Origin of the sequence: Bacillus sp. NMTD17 (assembly GCF_002998735.1) — a bacterium.
Lineage (GTDB): Bacteria > Bacillota > Bacilli > Bacillales > Bacillaceae > Bacillus.
Window position 1 is genome coordinate 281,163 of record NZ_PVRH01000003.1, and the last position, 21,121, is coordinate 302,283.

Below are 21,121 nucleotides of genomic sequence, written 5' to 3' on the forward strand. Positions count from 1 at the left end.
TTGCGTTTGATGAATGTTCAATGAGGAGGGGATGACTTTGCATAGGGGAAAAGGGATGAAGTTTGTCGGAGACTCCAGAATTCCGGCAGAAAGAAAACCTAACATACCTAAAGACTATTCCGAATATCCGGGAAAAACAGAAGCCTTTTGGCCGAACTTTCTTTTAAAGGAATGGCTTGTAGGTGCCGTTTTTTTAATTGGATTTCTTGTCCTAACTGTTGTTCATGCACCTCCGCTTGAGCGGATGGCTGATCCAACAGATACCGGCTATATTCCGCTGCCAGACTGGTATTTCCTATTCTTGTACCAGTTATTAAAATATGAATTTGCTGCAGGAGGCTATACAGTAGTTGGCGCGATGATTATGCCTGGAATTGCGTTTGGTGCACTTTTGCTCGCACCATTTCTTGATTCTGGTCCTGAACGCAGACCGTATAGAAGACCGGTTGCAGTGGGGATGATGATCCTTGCAGTCGGCGCAGCAACATATTTAACGTGGGAGTCTGTTGCTACTCATGATTGGGAAGCAGCGGCGAAGCAAGGTGAAATTAAGAAAGAAGCAGAGATTGATACCTCAGCGGAAGAGTATAAAATTTATCAGGAGCAGACATGTATTTCCTGTCACGGGGATAACATGCAGGGCGGAGCAGCCGGACCGTCACTTGTTGACAACGGTCTTGCACCTGAGGAGATAGCTAAAATCGCTGTTGAAGGAAAAGGCAACATGCCTAAGGGTATCTTTAAAGGTAGCGATGAAGAACTTGAAAAGCTTTCTAAATATTTATCTGAAGTCAAATCTAAATAATTCAGTTGTTTAAATGCAAGTACAAGGATATACTCAAAAGAGAAAAAGCTGGCGCTGTCAGCTTTTTTCTGATTTTAACAGATCGTGAGTGAAGAGACGTATGAGATGGATTCAATATCTGCTAGCCACGCGCTACATGCTTGTGCTAGTCCTGATGATCAATTTCCTTGGCACTGTGTACGGCTACTATTGGTATATTCCTCAGCTTGTAGAGACGCCGGCTATCTTTTTAGCTTTTGTTCCAGACAGCCCAACGGCAAGCTTTTTCTTTTTATTTGTACTACTTGCGTTTTTGATGAAACGAAACGCTCCTTATTTTGAAGCACTTGCCCTTGTGACCTTGATTAAGTACGGGTTATGGGCTGTAGGAATGAATATCTTTGTGCTTTTATCTGTTGATGACTTTCCGTGGGAAGGATACATGCTGATTGGGTCTCACTTTGCGATGGCGGTTCAAGCTGTATTGTTTGCACCGTATTATCGTTTTAAAATGCGTCATTTGGTGGTAGCCGGCATATGGATTTTACATAACGATGTGATTGATTATGTATTTGGTATGATGCCGCGTTATTCTATGCTGTCTGCCTATTCAAACGAGATCGGCTATGTCACGTTTTGGTTAAGTATTGCCGTTCTTCTTGTTTCGTATTATCTCGTCCTATCGAAAAAATCGGTCAAGCTTGAACTCCCTTAACAATATTGGTCTAACCTTGTCCTTTTCTTCATACGCTGTATGGAGAAGGGCTAGGAGGGACTTGCATGAAACGAAAGCCAATCGCGATGATTCTATTATTTTTTCTCGTATTACAGCCATCTGTTGCCAAAGGCGAGGAAACAGCCGCTAACGTGCTGCAAGAATTAACGGAACTATCAGATTCAATCTTTCAATTAACGAGACAAGCTAAATATGATGAGGCGTTACAGGTCGCATTGTATGTTGAAAAGACATTTAAAGCTGAGAATTGGCGTGGTACTCTGACAAATACGCAGATTCGGCAAATTACACTTGGCTATCAAGATATTATAAAAGGGCTGCCGCAGGAAGAATTGAATGAGCGCGAAAAGCTTCGTTATGCCTCTCAGTTTAGAATGCTGCTTGATGCAATCCAGTCAGACTCTGAGCCTCTTTGGGGTTCGCTGGAGAAGCCCATTATGGGGTCTTTTCCTACTTTGAAAAAAGAAGTGAAGGATCCGGAGTCGACGACGTTTTATGAAACTTGGAATGAGCTGGTTTCTTTATACGATATGATATACCCTAGTTTAACCATTGATATTTCGCCTGAAAAGCTGCAAACGATTAAGCAGCATATGGAAGTGATTGAGCAAGGTGAATTTTTAAAAGCATCAAGTGGAACAAAGCTTGAGCGTCTCACGAAGCTCGAAGAGGATTTATCGAGTGTGTTTGCTCACGTCGATCAAGATGAAGCTGATCCATCGCTTTTATGGGTCATTTTAACAACAGGGAGTATCATTTTATTAACGTTAACGTATGTTGGGTTTCGGAAATACCGTGCTGAAAAAGAGAAGAAGCAAAAGCGTCAGGCTGATTATCCGAAATCATAAAAAAAAGAAGCACCATTTTTGGGCTTCTTTTTTTAATGCGGATTAAGCGGCTTTTTGTGTTCATCTAATGTGAAGCCTTCACCAAGCACATCATGCACGTCACTGACAGATACAAATGCATGAGGATCGACTGAGGTCACGACGCTTTTGAGATGGACAAGCTCGTTTTTCGGGACGACGCAATAAAGGACGTTGCGCTCCTGTTTTGTATAGGAACCAACCCCTTTTAAAATGGTCACACCGCGCTCCATTTCCTCTGTGATTTTCTTTTGAATGATGTCATCTTTTTCAGAGATAATCATGGCGCCTTTGGCTGCGTAAGCGCCTTCTTGCATGAAGTCAATGACCTTTGCGGCAACAAACACTGCGACGAGTGTATACATGGCTTCTTTGTAATTTAAATAAGTAAGAGAAATCGTAATGACACATGCGTCGAAGATGAACATTGTTCGTCCCATGGCCACCTGATAATGCTTGTTGATGAGTCTTGCGATGATGTCCACGCCGCCGGTTGTACCGCCGAACTTAAAGATGATCCCGAGGCCTGTTCCGATAAACACACCAGCAAAGAGCGCGGCTAGCGCCAAATCGTGCTGGAGAGGCATATGTATTTGAAAGCGCTGGAAGATGGCAAGAAAGACAGAAAGACTGACGGTTCCTACAATTGTATAAGTAAACATGGTTTTGCCGAGCATTTTCCAGCCGATAAAAAAGATCGGAATGTTTAAGACAAGGTTTGAAATGGATGGATCAATGTGGAATAGAAAATATAAAAGCAGTGTAATACCTGTAAATCCGCCTTCCGCCAAATTGTTCTGCATATTAAAATGAACAAGACCGAAAGAAAAAATCGCAGATCCTATTAAAATAAATACGATATTTTTAAGACGAATTTCTTTTAGCAAGAGACCACTCCTTTTTTTGCTTAGACAGCGATAATATTATATGGTATGGGAGAGAAACAAGCAAACTGAGTCTTAAACATTTGTCAAATATTTATGATTTCGCTAACATGTAAGAGATGGATAGGAGGATGAGCTTCATGACGAATGAAAAAACGCTGCGTCACGTGCAGCAAGAAGTAGATGATTACATAGGACAATTTAAAGAAGGCTATTTCAGCCCGCTTGCCATGATGGCCCGTCTGACAGAAGAATTAGGCGAGCTAGCAAGAGAGGTTAACCATTACTATGGAGAAAAGCCGAAAAAAACAACGGAAACAGAAAAAAGCATGGAAGAAGAAATTGGCGATGTTTTGTTTGTGTTAACATGCCTCGCTAATTCACTAGATATATCACTAGAGGAAGCACACGATCGTGTGATGCATAAATTCAATACAAGAGACAAAGACCGCTGGACGAAAAAAGAAGGGAAGTAGAGACGATGACGAACCAAACCATCAAAGTAGTAATCGCTGGAGCAAGAGGAAGAATGGGGATAGAGGCTGTGAAGCTGGCAGAAGAAACGAGCCATTTTGAGCTTGTGGCAGCCCTTGATCACGCGCACGAAGGAAAAAAATTATCTGATGTGATTCATACGACATCTGAGGCGCCAATTTATACAGATATTGATGTGTGTCTTTCAGAGACAACACCTGATGTATTAATTGATTTGACGACACCAGAAATCGGGAAAGTACATACAAAAAAGGCACTTGAACATGGCGTCCGTCCAGTCGTAGGAACCACTGGATTTTCTGAAGCTGACCTGAAAGAGCTACAGCAATTAACAGAAGAAAAGAGCATAGGCTGTATTATTGCGCCAAACTTTGCTGTCGGTGCGGTCTTAATGATGAAGTTTGCCAAAATGGCAGCGAATTACTTTCCTGACGTTGAAATCATTGAGCTTCACCATGATAAAAAACTAGATGCTCCGAGCGGTACTGGGCTTAAAACAGCTGAAATGATTGCAGAAGTCAGAGAAAGCAAAAAGCAGGGACATCCAGAAGAGAAAGAATTAATCGAAGGTGCACGAGGCGCAGATTATGACGGTATCCGTCTGCACAGCGTAAGACTTCCGGGTATGATTGCACATCAAGAAGTACTGTTTGGAATGGACGGACAGACGCTCACCATTCGCCATGATTCTTATAACCGTGCATCATTTATGTCAGGTGTGAAGCTTTCAGTTGAACAGGTCATGCATATTGATCAGCTCGTCTATGGTTTAGAAAATATCATCGACTAATAAGGAGTGGATTCCTGATGAACATTGCTTTAATCGCTCACGATAAGAAAAAAAGTGACATGATCCAATTTGCCATTGCGTACCGTGATATATTGGCAGATCATACACTTTACGCAACAGGGACAACAGGTTTGAGAGTGAAAGAAGCGACGGGGCTTCCCATTCATCGTTTCCAGTCAGGACCACTTGGAGGAGATCAGCAGATTGGTGCTTTAATTGCTGATAATGCAATGGATCTTGTGCTCTTTTTTAGAGACCCGCTTACCGCGCAGCCGCATGAACCGGATGTATCTGCACTCATTCGGCTTTGTGATGTGTATACCATTCCACTAGCCACCAATATGGGGACCGCTGAAATTTTAGTCAGGAATTTAAATAAAGGCACGTTTGATTTTCGAGATGTAGTAAAAAACGGAGGAACAAATGAAACGACTTGATATCCTTGCATTCGGTGCCCACAGCGATGATGTTGAGATCGGTATGGGCGGAACGATTGCAAAATACGTAAAAAAAGGGGCGCGTGTCGGGATTTGCGACTTGACCCAGGCCGAATTATCTTCGAATGGAACGGTAGAGAGCCGTAAAGAGGAAGCAAAAGCTGCTGCCGCCATTTTAGGTGTGTCAACGCGAATCCAGCTCACACTGCCAGACAGAGGACTTTATCTAAATGACGAAGCGATGAAGGACATTGCAGGCGTGATTCGAACATACAAGCCAAAACTGATTTTTGCTCCGCATCACCAAGATCGGCATCCAGATCATGGTCATGCGGGCTCACTTGTAGAAGAGGCTGCTTTTTCGGCAGGTATACATAAATTTGAAGATTCATACAAGCAGCCAGCGCATAAAATAAGTCAGATGTATTATTACATGATTAACGGTCATCATCGCCCAGATTTTGTGATTGATATTTCTGAGGAAATGCACCAAAAGATTGATAGCTTGCATGCGTATAAAAGCCAATTTGTTAAATCGGCGAATTCAGTTGAGACACCTCTTGTGAACGGTTATATTGATTTTGTCAAAATGAGAGAGTCTATGTATGGAAGGGAAGTCAATAAAGCTTATGCAGAAGGGTTTATCACAAAGAAACCACTTTTGATAGATGACGACTTACTTGGGGGGTAATTATGAAAAAACTGAAGGTCGGAATCACTTGTTATCCAAGTGTCGGCGGCTCGGGCATTATTGCTACGGAACTTGGAAAACGTTTAGCTGAAAAAGGGCACGATGTTCATTTCATTACCTCAAGTATTCCGTTTAGGCTCAATAAAGTGTATCCGAATATTTATTTTCATGAGGTGGATGTCAATCAATATGCTGTTTTTCAATATCCGCCTTATGACCTTGCATTAGCAAGTAAATTGGCAGAAGTCGCAAAACGAGAGAAGCTTGATATTATTCACGCGCATTATGCGGTTCCGCACGCCGTCTGTGCGTTCTTAGCGAAGCAGATGACGGGACATTCTGTGAAAGTCGTCACGACGCTTCACGGGACGGATATTACGGTATTAGGCTATGATCCATCACTAAAGGAAGTCATTCGATTTGCGATCGAATCATCAGACCGGGTAACGGCGGTGTCGCATTCATTAGCTGCGCAGACGTATGACCTTATCAAACCAAATAAAAAGATCGAGACGATCCATAATTTTGTCGATGAACGGGTGTATTTGCGCGAAGATCACGAAGTGCTAAAGACACATTATGGTCTTTTACCGGACGATAAGGTCGTCATCCATGTATCAAATTTTCGAAAGGTCAAACGGGTGCATGATGTCGTTCATGTGTTTAAAAAGATCTCAGAACAGGTGCAGGCAAAGCTGCTGCTCATCGGTGATGGTCCTGAAAAATCGGTCGTATGCGAACTCGTGAAAAAACTGGGGCTGACAGACCGCGTGTTATTTTTAGGAAAGCAAGAGAAAGTAGAAGAGCTGTATTCCATCAGTGATTTGAAGCTGCTTCTTTCTGAGAAAGAGAGCTTCGGACTTGTGCTTCTTGAGGCGATGGCATGCGGTGTCCCATGTATTGGGACTGATGTTGGCGGGATTCCAGAGGTCATTACACATGGAGAAACAGGTTTCCTTGTCCCGCTCGGCGATATAGACGCGGCAGCTAAACACGCAGTCTCTATACTCAAAGACAAAGCGCTTCATGAACAAGTGTCTGCGTCGGCCCAGTCTAGTGTTCAGGCCCATTTCTCTTCTGAAAAAATTGTGAGTGAATATGAAGAGCTTTACCTAGAATTGATCGAAGGTGATGATGAACATGAATGAACCATTCACACATGCGATCCCTATTTTACATACACTGCACGAACATGGGCATCAGGCTTACTTTGTCGGCGGAGCAGTGAGAGATGTCCTTTTAGGCAGGGAAATCGGCGATATCGATATAGCAACAGATGCAACGCCTGATACGGTCGAATCCTTATTTGAAAAAACAGTTGATGTTGGCAAAGAGCATGGCACTGTCATCGTGTTACATGATGGGGTCAGCTATGAGGTGACGACGTTTCGAACTGAATCAGAATATGAAGATTTTCGCAGACCGAAAGAAGTGGCGTTTATCACATCATTGAAGGAAGATCTTTTAAGAAGAGATTTAACGATCAATGCGATGGCCATGGATATAAATGGGGAGATCATTGACCATGTAGGGGGCAAACAGGATATTGAGCGGAAACGAATTCAAACCGTAGGAGATCCTGCGTGCCGCTTTCAGGAAGACGCGCTTCGTATGATGAGAGCGGTCCGTTTTTTAAGCCAGCTTGGCTTTGAGCTCGCTGCAGAAACGGCTGAAGCGATGAAAAAAGATAAGCACCTGCTTGCCAACATATCAGTTGAACGCAAAAAGATTGAAATGGAGAAGCTTTTAAAAGGCCGTTATTGTGAGCGGGCGATTAAGGTGCTCATTTCTACCAAATTGTATGAAGAATTGCCGGGTCTCAAAAAGGATGGTCTGCAAGAATCCTTTCAATCATTTCCGTATTATTTACTGGATGGACTAGAAGAAGTATGGGGGGCTGTTATCCATTTGCTTGGCTTAGATGAAGCGGAGGCTGTGCTCTTCTTAAAAGAATGGAAGCTGTCAACAAAGCTTTTGAAAGACGCGATGGCTATTAGCCAATACGTCGATTGTGACTGGGATGCGGAGAAGATGTTTGAGGCTGGTGAACACGTGCTCTTATCTAGTTTGAAGATCTCACAGCTAAAACACGAGCGCCGCATTTTCTTTGACGAGCTTGAGGCAGCGAAGCGTTCTTATGATGCCCTTCCGATTAAAACGCTTCAAGACCTCGCTGTTTCAGGAAAAGATTTAATGGCCTTTCGGCAAAAGACATCAGGAAAATGGATCGCAGAAGAGCTCGATTTGGTGAAAAAAGCCGTTCTGCAAAATCATTTGGAAAACCGAAAAAAAGCCATAGAGGAGTGGCTTACAGCATGCGATCAGCAATTAGAAAACGATTAATCGAACTATTTACAGCATCAAGTGAGGACTTTGTCTCAAGTCAGCAAATATGTGATGAGCTTGGCTGTTCTCGAACGGCTGTCTGGAAGCATATAGAGGGCCTCAGAAAAGAGGGCTATGAGGTAGAAGCCGTCAGAAGAAAGGGATATCGCCTGCTTCGTAAACCGGACAAAATTAGTGAGGATGAAATTCTGTTTGGTCTAGAAACAGAGAGCTTTGGCAGGCACATTTATTTTCAGAAAGAAGTCGCCTCCACACAGCTGATTGCCCATGATCTTGTAAATGAAGGTGCGCCCCACGGTACGCTCGTTGTCAGTGATCATCAGACAAACGGGAAAGGCCGCCTTCAAAGAACGTGGCATTCACCAAATGGGACAGGCATCTGGATGAGTCTCGTTCTACGGCCTGAAATTCCGCTGCACAAAGCGCCGCAGATGACGCTTTTAGCATCTGTAGCCATCGCAGAAGCCATTGCAGAGCAAACAGGACTCAGTCCATCCATTAAATGGCCAAACGATATTTTGTTAAACGGGAAAAAGGTCGTTGGCATTCTAACCGAATTAAAAGCAGAGGCGGACCAGGTTCATGCGGTGATAATTGGTCCAGGCATTAATGTGAACCAAACGGCTGATGACTTTCCGGATGAACTAAAGGATGTCGCCACAAGCCTGCGAATGGAACTGAATGAAAAAGTGGACCGTGCTGCGCTCATACAACAGATCATGTCCACCTTTGAAAAAAGGTATGACGATTATATGAAGCATGGATTTACACCGATTAAACAATTATGGGAATCGTATGCGATGACGATCGGTCAGCATATTGTTGCCCGCACCGTCAATGGGCAATACACTGGAAAAGCGCTCGGAATCAATGAAGAAGGTGTTTTATTGCTTGAAACGGAGGAAGGTATTCAAAAAATCTACTCCGCAGACATCGAGATAAAGTCAACTTAAGTGGAACACCCGGCACATTTTTGATATACTTCGTGTGGGCAGTATCTGAAAAAGAGCTGTACCTGTAGAAACAAAAATTTGATAAATTTCTGCCTTGATCCTAAGGGACTTGGACAGAGGGATGATTCGCCGCGCATGAGAAATCAAAACATGTGATGTGAGGCAAGCCATCTCCTCTCCAGAATGAGGAGGAACAAATGAAGACAAAGCTAGATTTTTTCAAAATGAAAGAACAAAACGAACCGATTGTGATGCTGACAGCATACGACTATCCATCTGCAAAGCAAGCAGAAAAAGCGGAAGTCGACATGATCTTAGTTGGTGATTCACTTGGGATGGTTGTACTTGGACTCGATTCGACAGTCCAAGTCACGATGGATGATATGATTCATCACACAAAAGCAGTGAAAAGAGGCGCAAAAGACACATTTATTGTGACGGATATGCCATTTATGTCTTACCATTATTCATTAGCAGAAACATTGAAAAACGCAGCACGCATCATGCAAGAAAGCGGAGCGGATGCCTTAAAGCTAGAAGGCGGAGATGGCGTATTTGAATCCATTCAAGCTCTCACAAGAGGCGGGATTCCTGTCGTCAGTCATTTAGGCCTCACCCCTCAGTCAGTTGGAGTACTTGGCGGATATAAAGTGCAAGGAAAAGACCACGAAAGTGCGCAGAAATTGATTGAAGACAGCTTAAAATGTGAGGAAGCTGGTGCGATTGCACTTGTGCTTGAATGCGTACCTGGTGAACTGACAAAACGAATTACCGACATGCTGAAAATTCCTGTCATCGGGATTGGTGCAGGAGCTGAGGCAGACGGACAAGTTCTCGTTTACCATGATGTGGTAGGATACGGGGTGTCTAGAACACCTAAGTTTGTGAAACAATACGCGCAAATTGATACTGTACTAGAAGAAGCGCTTATTCAATATACGAAAGAAGTAAAAGCACACACATTTCCAGAAGACAAGCATACATTTCATATCAAAGAAGAAGTCCTTGATGGTTTATATGGGGGTATGAAAAAATGAACGTTGTCACCCATATTCACGAGCTGAAGGAATTGATCAAGCAGCATCGAGAAAAACAGCATTCCATTGGCTTTGTCCCAACGATGGGCTTTCTTCATGAAGGACATCTGACGCTCGCGAAAGAAGCAAGGGATCAAAATGACATTGTGGTAATGAGTATTTTTGTCAATCCTTTGCAATTTGGACCGAACGAAGACTTTGAATCCTATCCAAGGGATATGGAAAGAGATCAGCGCCTTGCAGAAGAAGCAGGTGTGGATATTTTATTTACACCTGATGTGAAAGAAATGTATCCAAATGAGCCATCTATCACGATGACGGTTCAAAAGCGGACTGATGTCTTATGCGGGAAAAAACGTCCAGGACATTTCGACGGCGTTGTTACTGTGCTTACAAAGCTATTTCATCTTGTAGCACCAACAAATGTATACTTTGGTCTAAAGGATGCACAGCAAGTCGCTGTGATCGATGCGATGATCAAGGATTTCTTCTTTGATCTTCACCTTGTATCTGTGCCGACAGTTAGAGAAGAAAACGGTTTAGCGAAAAGTTCAAGAAATGTGTACTTATCTGAAAAAGAAAGACAAGAAGCACCTGCTTTGTACCGCGCATTGAAAAAAGGACAGTCAGCGGTTGAAAAAGGTGAACGTGACGTCAGTCGTATTTATCAGTTGGTAGAAGAGGAAATTCTTCAAACGAGCGGGGAAATCGATTATATTGAGATCTACTCCTATCCAGAGCTTGAGCCGCTTCAGCAGTTGGCAGGTCAGGTCATCATTGCGATTGCGGTGAAATTCTCACGGGCAAGACTGATTGATAATGTGATATTCCATGTTCCTGAAAGCGGTGAAAAACATGTATAGAACCTTTATGACCTCTAAACTTCATAAAGCGACGGTAACAGAAGCAAACTTACATTATGTAGGAAGTATCACCATTGACGAAGATTTACTTGATGCGGCAGGCATGATGGCAAATGAGAAAGTACAGATTGTCAATAATCACAATGGCGCGAGACTTGAAACATATATTATTCCTGGTGAAAGAAAGAGCGGTGTCATTTGTCTAAATGGCGCGGCAGCAAGATTGGTTCAGCCGGGGGATGAAGTGATTATTATCGCTTATGGGATGCTCTCAGAAGAAGAAGCAAAGACACATACACCAAAAGTGGTCGTATTAAATAAACAAAATCAAATTGAACAAATGATTGGGCAAGAGCCTGCGAGAACGATTTTATAACGCATGCTGCAAGGAAACAGAACAGTTTTAAGAAAAGAAGCTGTTCTGTTTCAGCTATTTTGCCCAGAGCGTGTTTCACTTCGAGTGAAACGAGGAATTGAGGTGTCCATTTTATGGCCGATCAAAGGTTTGTTGTCGTTGATATTGAAACCACCGGAAATTCACCCAAAAAGGGTGATAAAATCATTCAAATTGCTGCGGTGGTCATTGAAAATGGACAAATTGTCGAACGGTATTCAAAATATGTGAACCCGGGAAAAGCGATCCCTGGATTTATTGAACAGCTGACAGGTATTCAGCAGCACATGGTTAACGATGCAGTGTTTTTTGAGGACATTGCCCAAGAGGTGTATGATCTTATTCAAGGCGCTTATTTTGTTGCGCACAATGTTCATTTTGACTTGAATTTTTTAAATGATGAACTAAAAGCATGCGGGAAAAATGAGCTGGATGTGCTAGCGATTGATACAGTTGAGATTTCTAGAATTCTTTATCCAGAGCTTGAAGGTTATAAGCTCACTGAATTAAGTGAAGAGCTCATGCTTCCACATGACCACCCGCACCGGGCGGATAGTGATGCGGAAGTTACTGCCATGTTATTTTTAACCTTATTACATCAATTAACACATACACCGCCAAATGTGCTAAAGCAGCTGCGCAGATTATCCTCTTATCTCTTAAGCGATATAGGACTTTTAATACAGCAGCTTGAAACGAGTCGTGCTAGCCGTGAAGATTCTTTGGTAGAAGTGGGCTCTTTTGCTGTAAAAGATGTCACCAATCCTGAAACGGATACGACAGATTCAGTAGGGGAAGACGATAAACAGCTGTTTGAGGAGATCAAAAAGAAGCTTCCCCAAACAGTGGAAGGCTATGAAGTAAGAGAAGGTCAGCTCACGATGATGAATAAAGTGAGAGATGTGTTTCATGAAAGGGCCTATGCTTTAATTGAAGCGGCACCAGGTATTGGAAAAACGCTGGCATACCTCATACCAGCTGTACTGGAGGCAAAGAAATCAGGAAAACCTGTCATTATTAGTACATATTCCATTCTTTTGCAGCAGCAAATGCTTCAGCGCGATGTGCCGATTTTAAATCAATTGCTTCCGTTTGAGCCAGCTGCCTGTGTATTCAAAGGACGGGCGCATTATATTTGCTTAGATAAGTTTGAGCATGTGCTGCATGAGGAAGATGATAACTATGATGTGGTCTTAACGAAGGCGCAAATATTAATGTGGCTTCTTGTCACAGAAACGGGTGATTTATCTGAACTGAATTTACCGTCAGGAGCTGCCAATATAAAAGACCGTATTTCGTGTGTGCACATGCCGTTTACATCAAAAAAGCGCCGCTTTAAAGAATACTGCTTTTATGAACGTGCCAAAAAAAGGGCCAAAACAGCCAATTTAATTTTAACAAATCATCGCCTGCTCTTATCACAAACGGAAGCATCGTCTATCTTTCAGCATGCAGACGTATATGTGATTGACGAGGCTCATCAATTTGAGAAAACAGCCAATGAAACACTAGGAGATAGTGCGTCGTATATCCAGCTTCATGCGAAATTAACGCAGCTTGGCTCCTTACAGGGCGGTCTTTTAAACAAGCTGAAAAAGAGATTTCACGGTGCAGGTTTACAGACGGACACCTTTATCGAAATGGATGAGTATCTTCATCAGCTTCAAATGGAAAGTGACGCCTTCTTTAGTACCGTTCATTCTTTTGTCAAAAGGACAAAACCAAAAGCAGACATCAATCGTCTCATTCATAGAGTACGTCATCATTCGAAGCATGCGCAGTGGAAACGGATTAAAGAGACGGCAAGTAAGCTTTGTTCCTTGTTAATTGCTTGTGAAAAGTTGTATGAGCAGCAAAAAAGCGAGCTTCTTCAAAAAAGTGATCAGCTGACAGAACACTTTGCCTTTGAAGCAGAGGAATACGATCAAGTGATGTCGTTTATGCATACATTTTGCAGTACGCTGTACCGGTTTATTTTTGAACCGAAAAATGATGAAACGGTTTGGATTGAGATTGATGCAAAGGGTGCCAAAAATGCTGTCTTTATGCATGCACAGCCGCTAGATACTGGAGAGCTTTTAGCGGACCGATTTTTTATGAACAAAAAAAGTGTTGTTCTCACATCAGGAACACTCACAATCAATGGGCGCTTTGATTATTGCTTAGAACGATTTGGTCTGCAGGATTTTTATCCGCATCTTGTACAGATTGAGTCACCGTTTGAACTTGAAAAACAGCTCAAGGTGATTGTACCAGCTGATATGCCGCCGATTACGAACCGTGATGAGCGCGACTATGTAAAGCAAGCAGCACGGTACATTAAGGTGATGGAAAAGCAGCATCAAGCGAAGATATTGGTGTTGTTTAATTCACATGAGATGTTAAAAGCAGTGTATGAAGAGCTGAAAACAGAAGGGATGCAAGCCGCCCTTTTTGCTCAAGGTCTGACGGGCGGGAGCCCTGTTAAATTAACGAAAATGTTCAAATTAGCAAAACATGCGATTTTACTTGGTACGGGTAGTTTTTGGGAAGGTGTCGATTTTCCTGGATCAGAGCTGACAACAGTCATTATGGCACGTCTCCCGTTCAGGCCGCCTGATTCACCGCTCATTGAAGCAAAATGTGAGGCCGCTAAAAAACAGGGGAAGAACCCGTTTAAAGCCGTTGCTCTCCCAGAAGCTGTGCTAACCTTTAAACAAGGTGCAGGACGCTTGCTGCGCTCTGAAAAAGACATAGGTACATTGCTGATTCTAGACCGCCGAGTGAAAACCGCTTCATATGGAAAGCTATTTTTAGAATCACTCCCTCATGCGCCAGTCCACGAGATGTCAAAAGAATCACTTGAGGCGTATATAGAGAAGCTCAACAACGAAAAGCCGCTGTCATAAGCGGCCTTTAGCTGGTGTGGGTTTGGAGTTAATTTATCGTAACGGCTTTTTGTGTTCCGTTGTAAAAATAGTATCGGTTCCCGCGCCGAAAAGTATGACTAACAATATTTACGTACCGAGGAGGAATTAGAAGTGGAAAGTAAAATAGAGGTACTTTCAACTGTTCAAATTAAGCATTCAGAGGACCTGTATAAAATTGTTGACTTATTGAACAGAACGCTTAAAAGAGAAGATCTCATGTTTGGATTAGCATTAGATCAAGAAGATCAAAATCAAGCGATATTTACGATATATCGCACATAGGGGAAGCTTGACATGAAAAAAATAGTCTGGATCATTTCATCCGTTGTGGCTCTCGTTTTGCTCATTGGCATCATCAGTTTTACGTGGATTTATCAGATTGCCATGGGACAAAAAGAACAAGGTCATGAGGCGGCGATTGAACGAGCAAAAAAACAAGCAAACATCGTACAAGTGGAGCAAGTGGAAACCTTTGTCGGGAAAGAAAAACAATTTATTGTTGAAGGGAAAAACAAACAAAATGAAACAACCTATGTTTGGGTACCTGCCAGCAATAAAGAAAAAGTGATCGCAAAAAAAGCAAAAGAAGGCATTACCTCAAATCAAGCAGTACAAGCCGTTCAAAAGGAGAACACTGTATCTAAGCTAAAGGACGTTCAATTAGCAAGAGAAGGTGACGTACTCCTTTGGGAAGTGACGTACTTAAATGAGAACAATCAATACAGCTTCAGCTATGTCGACTTCTCGACAGGACATGTGGAAAAAAATGTAACGCCGTAGTTTCTCCTGTCTTGCGTTGACCATGCTGATTTAGAACGGTTATAATAAAATGTATGAAAAAAGATTCACACCTGTCGAAAAGGTGAGCTTCTTTCTGGCTTTGGAGGGAATTATGTTGAAAACAACGATTAATCAAGTGTTCAAACATGTCGATGAAGATGTAACCATCGGCGCATGGATTGCCAATAAACGTTCAAGCGGTAAAATTGCATTCTTGCAGCTGCGTGACGGGACAGGCTTTATTCAAGGAGTCGTAGTAAAAGCAGAAGTGGAAGAGGAAGTCTTTAAGCTTGCGAAATCAGTCACTCAAGAAACATCTGTCTATGTGACAGGACAAGTGACAAAAGACGAGCGTTCACCTCTTGGTTTTGAATTGCAAGTGAAATCCATTGAAGTGATTCACGAAGCAACTGACTATCCAATTACACCAAAAGAGCATGGAACAGAATTCTTAATGGATCACCGTCATTTATGGCTTCGTTCTAAAAAGCAGCATGCCATTATGAAAATTCGTAACGAAATTATTCGTGCTACATATGAATTCTTCCATCAAGAAGGTTTCGTGAAAGTAGATCCGCCAATTTTAACTGGAAGTGCACCTGAGGGCACAACGGAGCTGTTTGCGACGAAATATTTTGATGAAGATGCGTACCTTTCTCAAAGTGGACAGCTTTACATGGAAGCTGCGGCAATGGCACTCGGAAAAGTATTCTCATTTGGCCCAACATTTAGAGCTGAAAAATCTAAAACAAAACGTCATTTAATTGAGTTTTGGATGATCGAGCCTGAGATGGCTTTTGTCGAATTTAATGAAAACCTTGAGTATCAAGAACATTATGTGACTCATGTTGTTCAAAGTGTACTTGAAAACTGTAAAGTTGAACTGCATACACTTGGCCGTGATACAGCAAAATTAGAAAACATCAAAGCACCATTCCCGCGCATCACTTACGATGAAGCGATTAAATTCTTGCAGGAAAAAGGCTTTGACGATATTGAATGGGGAGATGACTTCGGTGCGCCTCACGAAACAGCGATCGCTGAAAGCTACGATAAACCAGTGTTTATCACTCATTACCCAACATCATTAAAACCATTTTACATGCAGCCTGCACCGGATCGTGATGATGTCGTCCTTTGTGCAGACTTGATTGCACCAGAAGGTTACGGAGAGATCATTGGCGGTTCTGAGCGTGTGCATGATCTAGAGCTGCTTGAAGCAAGATTGAAAGAACATGGGCTAGATCAAGAAACTTACAAATGGTACACAGAATTAAGACAATATGGTTCTGTACCGCATTCAGGTTTTGGTCTTGGACTTGAACGTACAGTTGCTTGGATTAGTGGAGCGCCGCATGTGCGTGAAACCATTCCTTTCCCAAGATTATTAAACCGTTTATATCCTTAAGACGTGAAAGCCTCCAACATATGGAGGCTTTTTCAAACGTTTTTTGAAGGGGCACGTGAAATAAAACGTGATATACTTAAACTGAAGAGGTGTATCCGATGAATAGGCAGCAATTTATTAATATGCAGCAAATGGGTTCGACCAGTTTGCCTAATTTGCTGATTGCTCATTATGAGCAGTTAGGACTGAATGAATCACAAATGATGGTGATGCTCAAGATTAAAATGAATGAAGAACAAGGTGTTTTCTTTCAAACATTTGAAGAGCTGTCCCATGGCATGACCATTTCAGCTGAAGAGTGTGCGTATATGGTTCAGCATTTAATTCAAAAGGGATTTATTTCGATTCAGCCGTTTGAGGACGGGTCTGGTATTCAGCATGACCGCTACTCAGTTGAGCCTTTATGGGGCGTACTGTATGACTTTTTAGAAGCAAAACAAGCAAAGGAAGGTCAAAAACTTCATGTGCAGGCTGAAAAGTCTTTATATGCTCTATTTGAAGATGAATTTGGCAGACCGCTGTCTCCTCTTGAAGGAGAAACACTCTCGATCTGGTTGGATCAAGACCATCATGATGCTGAAATGATTCGCCTAGCGTTAAGAGAAGCGGTTTTATCAGGAAAATTAAATTTCCGTTATATCGACCGAATTCTGTTTGAGTGGAAAAAGAAAGGGCTGAAAACAGCGGAAGAAGCAAAAGAGCATAGCCAGCATTTCCGTTCTCAGCAAAAAGCGCCACCTTCAAAAGAAGAGACGTCAACATATAAACGACAAGTTCCTTTTTATAATTGGCTGGAACAATAACCAATAAAGGAGAAGTCATGTTATCAAAAAAACAAATCAATGAATGTTTAGATATTATAGGAGATATGTTTCCAGAGGCTGAGTGTGAGCTTGTTCATTCCAATCCATTTGAACTTGTGATCGCTGTGGCACTCTCTGCGCAGTGTACAGACGTGCTTGTCAACAAAGTCACCAAAACGTTATTTCAAAAATATCAAACACCAGAAGACTATTTAAGTGTACCGCTTGAAGAATTGCAGCAAGATATTCGTTCGATTGGCCTTTATCGCAATAAAGCTAAAAACATTCAAAAGTTGAGCAAAATGCTGATTGAAGAATATGGCGGTGAAGTACCAAAGGATCGGGACGAGCTTGTGAAGCTTCCTGGGGTGGGCCGGAAAACAGCAAATGTCGTCGTATCTGTCGCTTTTGGAGTGCCGGCCATTGCTGTAGATACACACGTAGAACGAGTTAGTAAGCGTCTTGGGATTTGCCGGTGGAAGGATTCTGTTCTTGAAGTAGAGCAAACCTTAATGAAAAAGGTGCCAGAAGAAGATTGGTCTGTGACGCATCACCGCCTAATCTTTTTTGGCAGATATCACTGCAAGGCGCAGCGGCCGCAGTGCGAGTCCTGTCCGCTTCTTGATATGTGTAGAGAAGGGCAGAAGAGGCTGAAAAAAGGATTGGTGAAGCTGGCATGAGCGGGGCAGCTGTTTTTACCTCATATGTCGAAAAGCTAAAAGGGAAAAAGGTAGAGATGAAAGGCGATCGAGTAGACATACTTAGAGATAATCCACTCGCATATGATCTATCATCAGAACTTTTAACAGATGAGCTTCCATGGCAGAAAACAGAAGAATTTGTTCCTGTGATGTTCGAACTGTGGAATGAATTAAAAGAAAAAATGCTTCCTCGTTTTCAAACAAGAAAGTCCCGGTGTGAAGAAGATGATATGCTGCAAGGTATTGTCAGTATGATTGCGATGTTTTACTGGATCAAAGGGGAGAGACTTCAAACGCTTGAATGGGAACATATCAAGCAAGAGACTTTTCCTGTAGCTCCAATTAATTGGACAGAACGTTTAGAGTTCATTTTGCTAAAACCAACTCAATATCATTGCTTTATTCAACTGGACGAGCTATACACGGAACTAAAAAAGCAGTATGGAAAACATGAAGCACTTAAAAAGATCAGACAAAACCGTTAAAAAAAGCACTTGCCATATGGGCAAGTGCTTTTTCATTATTCATTTTCTTTTCGACTAGGAGAATTTGATTGCGAATTTGAGCTTTGAGAGTTTGTTTTCGCATCATCTTTCTTTTTATCTTTATTGTCAGTTTGTGAGTTCCCATTTGTACTGTCTGAGCCATCATCGGAAGAACCATTATTTCCATTTTCCGTATTTCCGCCTTGATCCTGATCCTTATCCTTATCTTGATCTTGATCTTTTTTATCATCTGGCTTTTGCTCGTCAGTGCCTGGGGGTTGATTTTTGTTATCGTCAGTCTGGTCTGTCTGCTCGTCGTCAGGCTGCTGCGGTTCTTCTTCTTCTTTATTCTCATCATCTGCTTTTTCTTCCTCATCTTCATCATCCTTGATGGTGAGGAAGGTAGAAGCTGCTTTACTTGTGACATCCTCTACAGTGGCTGTCACTTGGAATTTATAAGTAGAGCCAGGCTTCACATCAGAGATGACCGCTTCTTTAGAAGAACTGTTTTGAATCTCTTTATAGCCGCCATTATCAACTGCTTGTTTCACATTAAATGTAGCATCTGCGTCGTCATCATAGCCCCAAGACAGTGTGATGGATTTTTTCTCTTCATCATACACCGCTTTTAAGTCAGAAGGCTTATCGGCTTCTTTTTTCTCATATGTGTCAGACACTTTTGTCGGAACCGTTCCTTTGACAAAGTATTCTGTTGTCTTCTTATCGCTCGGTGTATTTGGTCCGGCTAATTTCGCTGGATCCGATCCTTTTTCAACCGTAGCTTCAACGACACTGTCTGGTTTTTCAAATGAGCCGCTTCCATCATCAATTTGAGAAATTAATCGCTGGAAGACGAGTTTGGCAACACGCTGTTCATAATTTGTGAGCCATATTTTGCCGTCCGCATCTTTTGAGTTACCAATTCCAGTCCAAACGGCTGCTGTATATTGCGGCGTATAACCAACAAACCACGAATCTTTCGCACCGCCAGAAGGAATATTGTGTTTATTAATATCATCTTGTTCAAAGTTCGTTGTACCTGTTTTACCAGCTACTTGAACGTTTGGTACTTGTGCAAGTGTCCCAGTTCCAGATTGGACAGCAGTTTTTAGCATATCTGTGACCATAAATGCTGTGTAATCACTCATAGCCGCTTTGGAATCTGGCGTAAGGTCAAGTTTTGTACCGTCATTAAATTCAACAGACGTGACAGCATGCGGTTCGTTATAGTATCCGTTATTACCGAATGCACTAAATGCACCTGCCATTTTTAATGAAGACACACCATCTCCAAATCCACCAATTGAATAAGACTCTGGAATATCAGAAGGTAAGTCCATGCCTAAATTATTGGCAAATTGAGCTGCATTAGTTGAACCAGCTTCTTGGAATGCTTTGAGTGCAGGGATGTTACGTGATTGTGCCAAAGCACTTCTCATGGACATTTTCCCTAAATGTCTTCTGTCAAAGTTATTAATCGGTGTACCATCTGAGTACGTATATGGCGCATCATCAATTTGCTGATACGTAGACCATTTTTTGTTTTCAATGACAGGACCGTAATCTAAAATTGGTTTGATTGTTGAACCTGGCTGACGTTTTGCATCTGTCGCATAGTTAAAGCCGCCGGCTGGTACATCACGTCCACCGCCAATAGCTCGGATTTCGCCATTTTTCGTATCAAGCAGGGTGACACCCGCCTGCATACCTTTCGTAAAACCAACTGAATCCCCATTGATAATATCATCTAGGTGATCCTGTGCTTTTCGATCGAGTGCAGTATAGATTTTTAATCCATCTGTTGATACATCCACTTTGGCTTTTTTCTGTACTTCTTCCATGACTTCTTCAATATAAGCAGAGTACTTACTTGAGTTCTGGCTCTTATATTTATCAGCTGAGACGACCGTCTTGCTGACAGGGGTAGCTTTTGCATCCTCATAGTCTTTCTCTGAAATGTAGCCTTGTTTTTTCATGAGGCTTAAAACGATATTACGGCGTTTTTCCGCTGCCTCGGGATGTTTCACTGGGTTATAGGCAGAAGGACTTTGCGGCATACCTGCAAGTGTGGCAGCCTGTGCAACGGTTAGTTTATTTAAATCTGTAACGCCGAAAAATTGTTCTGCCGCTTTCCCAACACCGTAAGCATAAGGTGAGAAGAAAATGCGGTTTAAATACATTTCTAAAATTTCATCTTTAGAGTATTTTTGCTCAAGCTGAATCGAGAGCCATACTTCCTGTACTTTACGTTTTAACGTTTTTTGATTGTTAAGTAGAGAGTTTTTCACAACTTGCTGTGTAATCGTACTTCCACCTTCAGCTCCAAAGCCGTCCTCGACGTTTGCGACAAGGGCACCGCCGATACGGATTGGATCAATCCCGTGGTGTTTATAAAAACGTGCATCTTCAGTTGCAATAAATGCTTCTTTTACCACATCGGGTATATCTTTAATCGAGACATACGTTCTTTTTTCCGCACCTACTTCTGCAAACACTTTCTTGTCTTTGTCATAAAGCTTTGAAGAATACGGTGTTTTGAGCTTACTATCATCAATAGAAGGAGCGCTTGATGCAAAAACGGCAAAAGTTGTGATTCCGGCAACTACACAAAGAAGACCGATCACGAGTAAAGATAAAAATATTTTTTTAAATAGACCTGCTTTCTTTTTGCCTTTTTTGTTCTTTTGCTTCTTATTGTTTTCTTGACTTGCTTTACGTCGCTGTTCACGACTTGTAAATTGATCAGACATCACATCTCA

The 21,121-nt window shown here is 42.1% G+C and carries 22 protein-coding genes; 20 read left to right on the plus strand and 2 right to left on the minus strand.

Annotated features, from left to right (window positions below; translation table 11 throughout):
• Positions 1–37: 37 nt before the first annotated feature.
• The 3 genes from C6347_RS11120 to ypjB all read left to right on the plus strand — a co-directional run bounded on the left by C6347_RS11120 (position 38) and on the right by ypjB (position 2,368).
• Positions 38–805, plus strand: coding sequence for a menaquinol-cytochrome c reductase cytochrome b/c subunit (locus C6347_RS11120; RefSeq protein WP_003215888.1), 768 nt, complete (start codon positions 38–40; stop codon positions 803–805).
• 100 nt (positions 806–905) lie between these two features.
• A complete protein-coding gene (gene lhaT / locus C6347_RS11125; RefSeq protein WP_034661054.1) occupies positions 906–1,499 on the plus strand; it encodes a lipoprotein heptaprenylglyceryl N-acetyltransferase LhaT in 594 nt (197 codons plus the stop codon).
• 65 nt (positions 1,500–1,564) lie between these two features.
• Positions 1,565–2,368, plus strand: coding sequence for a sporulation protein YpjB (ypjB, locus tag C6347_RS11130; RefSeq protein WP_066030732.1), 804 nt, complete (start codon positions 1,565–1,567; stop codon positions 2,366–2,368).
• A 32-nt stretch (positions 2,369–2,400) separates the two neighbouring features.
• Here ypjB and C6347_RS11135 read toward each other — a convergent pair whose 3' ends face one another.
• Entirely contained in the window at positions 2,401–3,273 is an 873-nt protein-coding gene (locus C6347_RS11135) for a YitT family protein (protein WP_106031060.1), read from the minus strand.
• A gap of 137 nt (positions 3,274–3,410) precedes the next feature.
• Between C6347_RS11135 and C6347_RS11140 the strand changes: the two genes are divergently transcribed.
• The 17 genes from C6347_RS11140 to C6347_RS11220 all read left to right on the plus strand — a co-directional run bounded on the left by C6347_RS11140 (position 3,411) and on the right by C6347_RS11220 (position 18,362).
• Positions 3,411–3,746 (plus strand): nucleotide pyrophosphohydrolase, encoded by a 336-nt coding sequence (locus C6347_RS11140; RefSeq protein ID WP_003215805.1) that lies wholly within the window; start codon positions 3,411–3,413, stop codon positions 3,744–3,746.
• A gap of 5 nt (positions 3,747–3,751) precedes the next feature.
• Complete coding sequence (gene dapB, locus C6347_RS11145) at positions 3,752–4,555, plus strand: 4-hydroxy-tetrahydrodipicolinate reductase (protein WP_066030733.1); 804 nt, start codon at positions 3,752–3,754, stop codon at positions 4,553–4,555.
• Between the two features lie 17 nt (positions 4,556–4,572).
• Positions 4,573–4,992, plus strand: coding sequence for a methylglyoxal synthase (gene mgsA / locus C6347_RS11150; RefSeq protein ID WP_060596732.1), 420 nt, complete (start codon positions 4,573–4,575; stop codon positions 4,990–4,992).
• The gene (bshB1, locus tag C6347_RS11155; RefSeq protein ID WP_034661049.1) at positions 4,979–5,683 is read left to right on the plus strand and encodes a bacillithiol biosynthesis deacetylase BshB1; all 705 of its coding nucleotides are present in this window, start codon (positions 4,979–4,981) and stop codon (positions 5,681–5,683) included. The genes mgsA and bshB1 overlap by 14 nt, the downstream gene beginning before the upstream one ends.
• Positions 5,684–5,685: 2 nt before the next feature.
• Complete coding sequence (bshA, locus tag C6347_RS11160) at positions 5,686–6,831, plus strand: N-acetyl-alpha-D-glucosaminyl L-malate synthase BshA (protein WP_066030734.1); 1,146 nt, start codon at positions 5,686–5,688, stop codon at positions 6,829–6,831.
• Positions 6,824–8,026 carry a CCA tRNA nucleotidyltransferase gene (locus tag C6347_RS11165; RefSeq protein ID WP_066030735.1) on the plus strand — a complete coding sequence of 401 codons (1,203 nt, stop codon included), beginning with the start codon at positions 6,824–6,826 and terminating at the stop codon, positions 8,024–8,026. The genes bshA and C6347_RS11165 overlap by 8 nt, the downstream gene beginning before the upstream one ends.
• The gene (locus C6347_RS11170) at positions 7,999–8,982 is read left to right on the plus strand and encodes a biotin--[acetyl-CoA-carboxylase] ligase (RefSeq protein WP_060596729.1); all 984 of its coding nucleotides are present in this window, start codon (positions 7,999–8,001) and stop codon (positions 8,980–8,982) included. Before C6347_RS11165 ends, C6347_RS11170 begins: the two co-directional genes overlap by 28 nt.
• A gap of 197 nt (positions 8,983–9,179) precedes the next feature.
• The gene (gene panB, locus C6347_RS11175; RefSeq protein ID WP_060596728.1) at positions 9,180–10,019 is read left to right on the plus strand and encodes a 3-methyl-2-oxobutanoate hydroxymethyltransferase; all 840 of its coding nucleotides are present in this window, start codon (positions 9,180–9,182) and stop codon (positions 10,017–10,019) included.
• The gene (panC, locus tag C6347_RS11180) at positions 10,016–10,882 is read left to right on the plus strand and encodes a pantoate--beta-alanine ligase (protein WP_060596727.1); all 867 of its coding nucleotides are present in this window, start codon (positions 10,016–10,018) and stop codon (positions 10,880–10,882) included. Before panB ends, panC begins: the two co-directional genes overlap by 4 nt.
• Positions 10,875–11,258 (plus strand): aspartate 1-decarboxylase, encoded by a 384-nt coding sequence (gene panD, locus C6347_RS11185; protein ID WP_024422780.1) that lies wholly within the window; start codon positions 10,875–10,877, stop codon positions 11,256–11,258. Before panC ends, panD begins: the two co-directional genes overlap by 8 nt.
• A gap of 113 nt (positions 11,259–11,371) precedes the next feature.
• Complete coding sequence (gene dinG, locus C6347_RS11190) at positions 11,372–14,164, plus strand: ATP-dependent DNA helicase DinG (RefSeq protein WP_106071645.1); 2,793 nt, start codon at positions 11,372–11,374, stop codon at positions 14,162–14,164.
• Positions 14,165–14,296: 132 nt separating this feature from the next.
• Complete coding sequence (locus C6347_RS11195) at positions 14,297–14,467, plus strand: YpmA family protein (protein ID WP_008344594.1); 171 nt, start codon at positions 14,297–14,299, stop codon at positions 14,465–14,467.
• Positions 14,468–14,479: 12 nt separating this feature from the next.
• Complete coding sequence (gene tseB, locus C6347_RS11200) at positions 14,480–14,965, plus strand: cell wall elongation/penicillin-binding protein regulator TseB (protein WP_060596725.1); 486 nt, start codon at positions 14,480–14,482, stop codon at positions 14,963–14,965.
• Between the two features lie 115 nt (positions 14,966–15,080).
• Positions 15,081–16,373, plus strand: a complete 1,293-nt coding sequence (gene asnS / locus C6347_RS11205; protein ID WP_095285348.1) for an asparagine--tRNA ligase — start codon at positions 15,081–15,083, stop codon at positions 16,371–16,373.
• A gap of 98 nt (positions 16,374–16,471) precedes the next feature.
• Positions 16,472–17,176, plus strand: coding sequence for a DnaD domain-containing protein (locus tag C6347_RS11210; RefSeq protein ID WP_106071646.1), 705 nt, complete (start codon positions 16,472–16,474; stop codon positions 17,174–17,176).
• 17 nt (positions 17,177–17,193) lie between these two features.
• The gene (gene nth / locus C6347_RS11215; RefSeq protein WP_034661035.1) at positions 17,194–17,856 is read left to right on the plus strand and encodes an endonuclease III; all 663 of its coding nucleotides are present in this window, start codon (positions 17,194–17,196) and stop codon (positions 17,854–17,856) included.
• On the plus strand, positions 17,853–18,362 hold the full coding sequence (locus C6347_RS11220) for a YpoC family protein (RefSeq protein ID WP_034661033.1): 510 nt from the start codon (positions 17,853–17,855) through the stop codon (positions 18,360–18,362). Before nth ends, C6347_RS11220 begins: the two co-directional genes overlap by 4 nt.
• Before the next feature lie 35 nt (positions 18,363–18,397).
• Here the strand turns inward: C6347_RS11220 and C6347_RS11225 are convergent, their stop codons facing one another.
• Positions 18,398–21,112 (minus strand): PBP1A family penicillin-binding protein, encoded by a 2,715-nt coding sequence (locus C6347_RS11225; RefSeq protein WP_106071647.1) that lies wholly within the window; start codon positions 21,110–21,112, stop codon positions 18,398–18,400.
• Positions 21,113–21,121 lie beyond the last annotated feature (9 nt).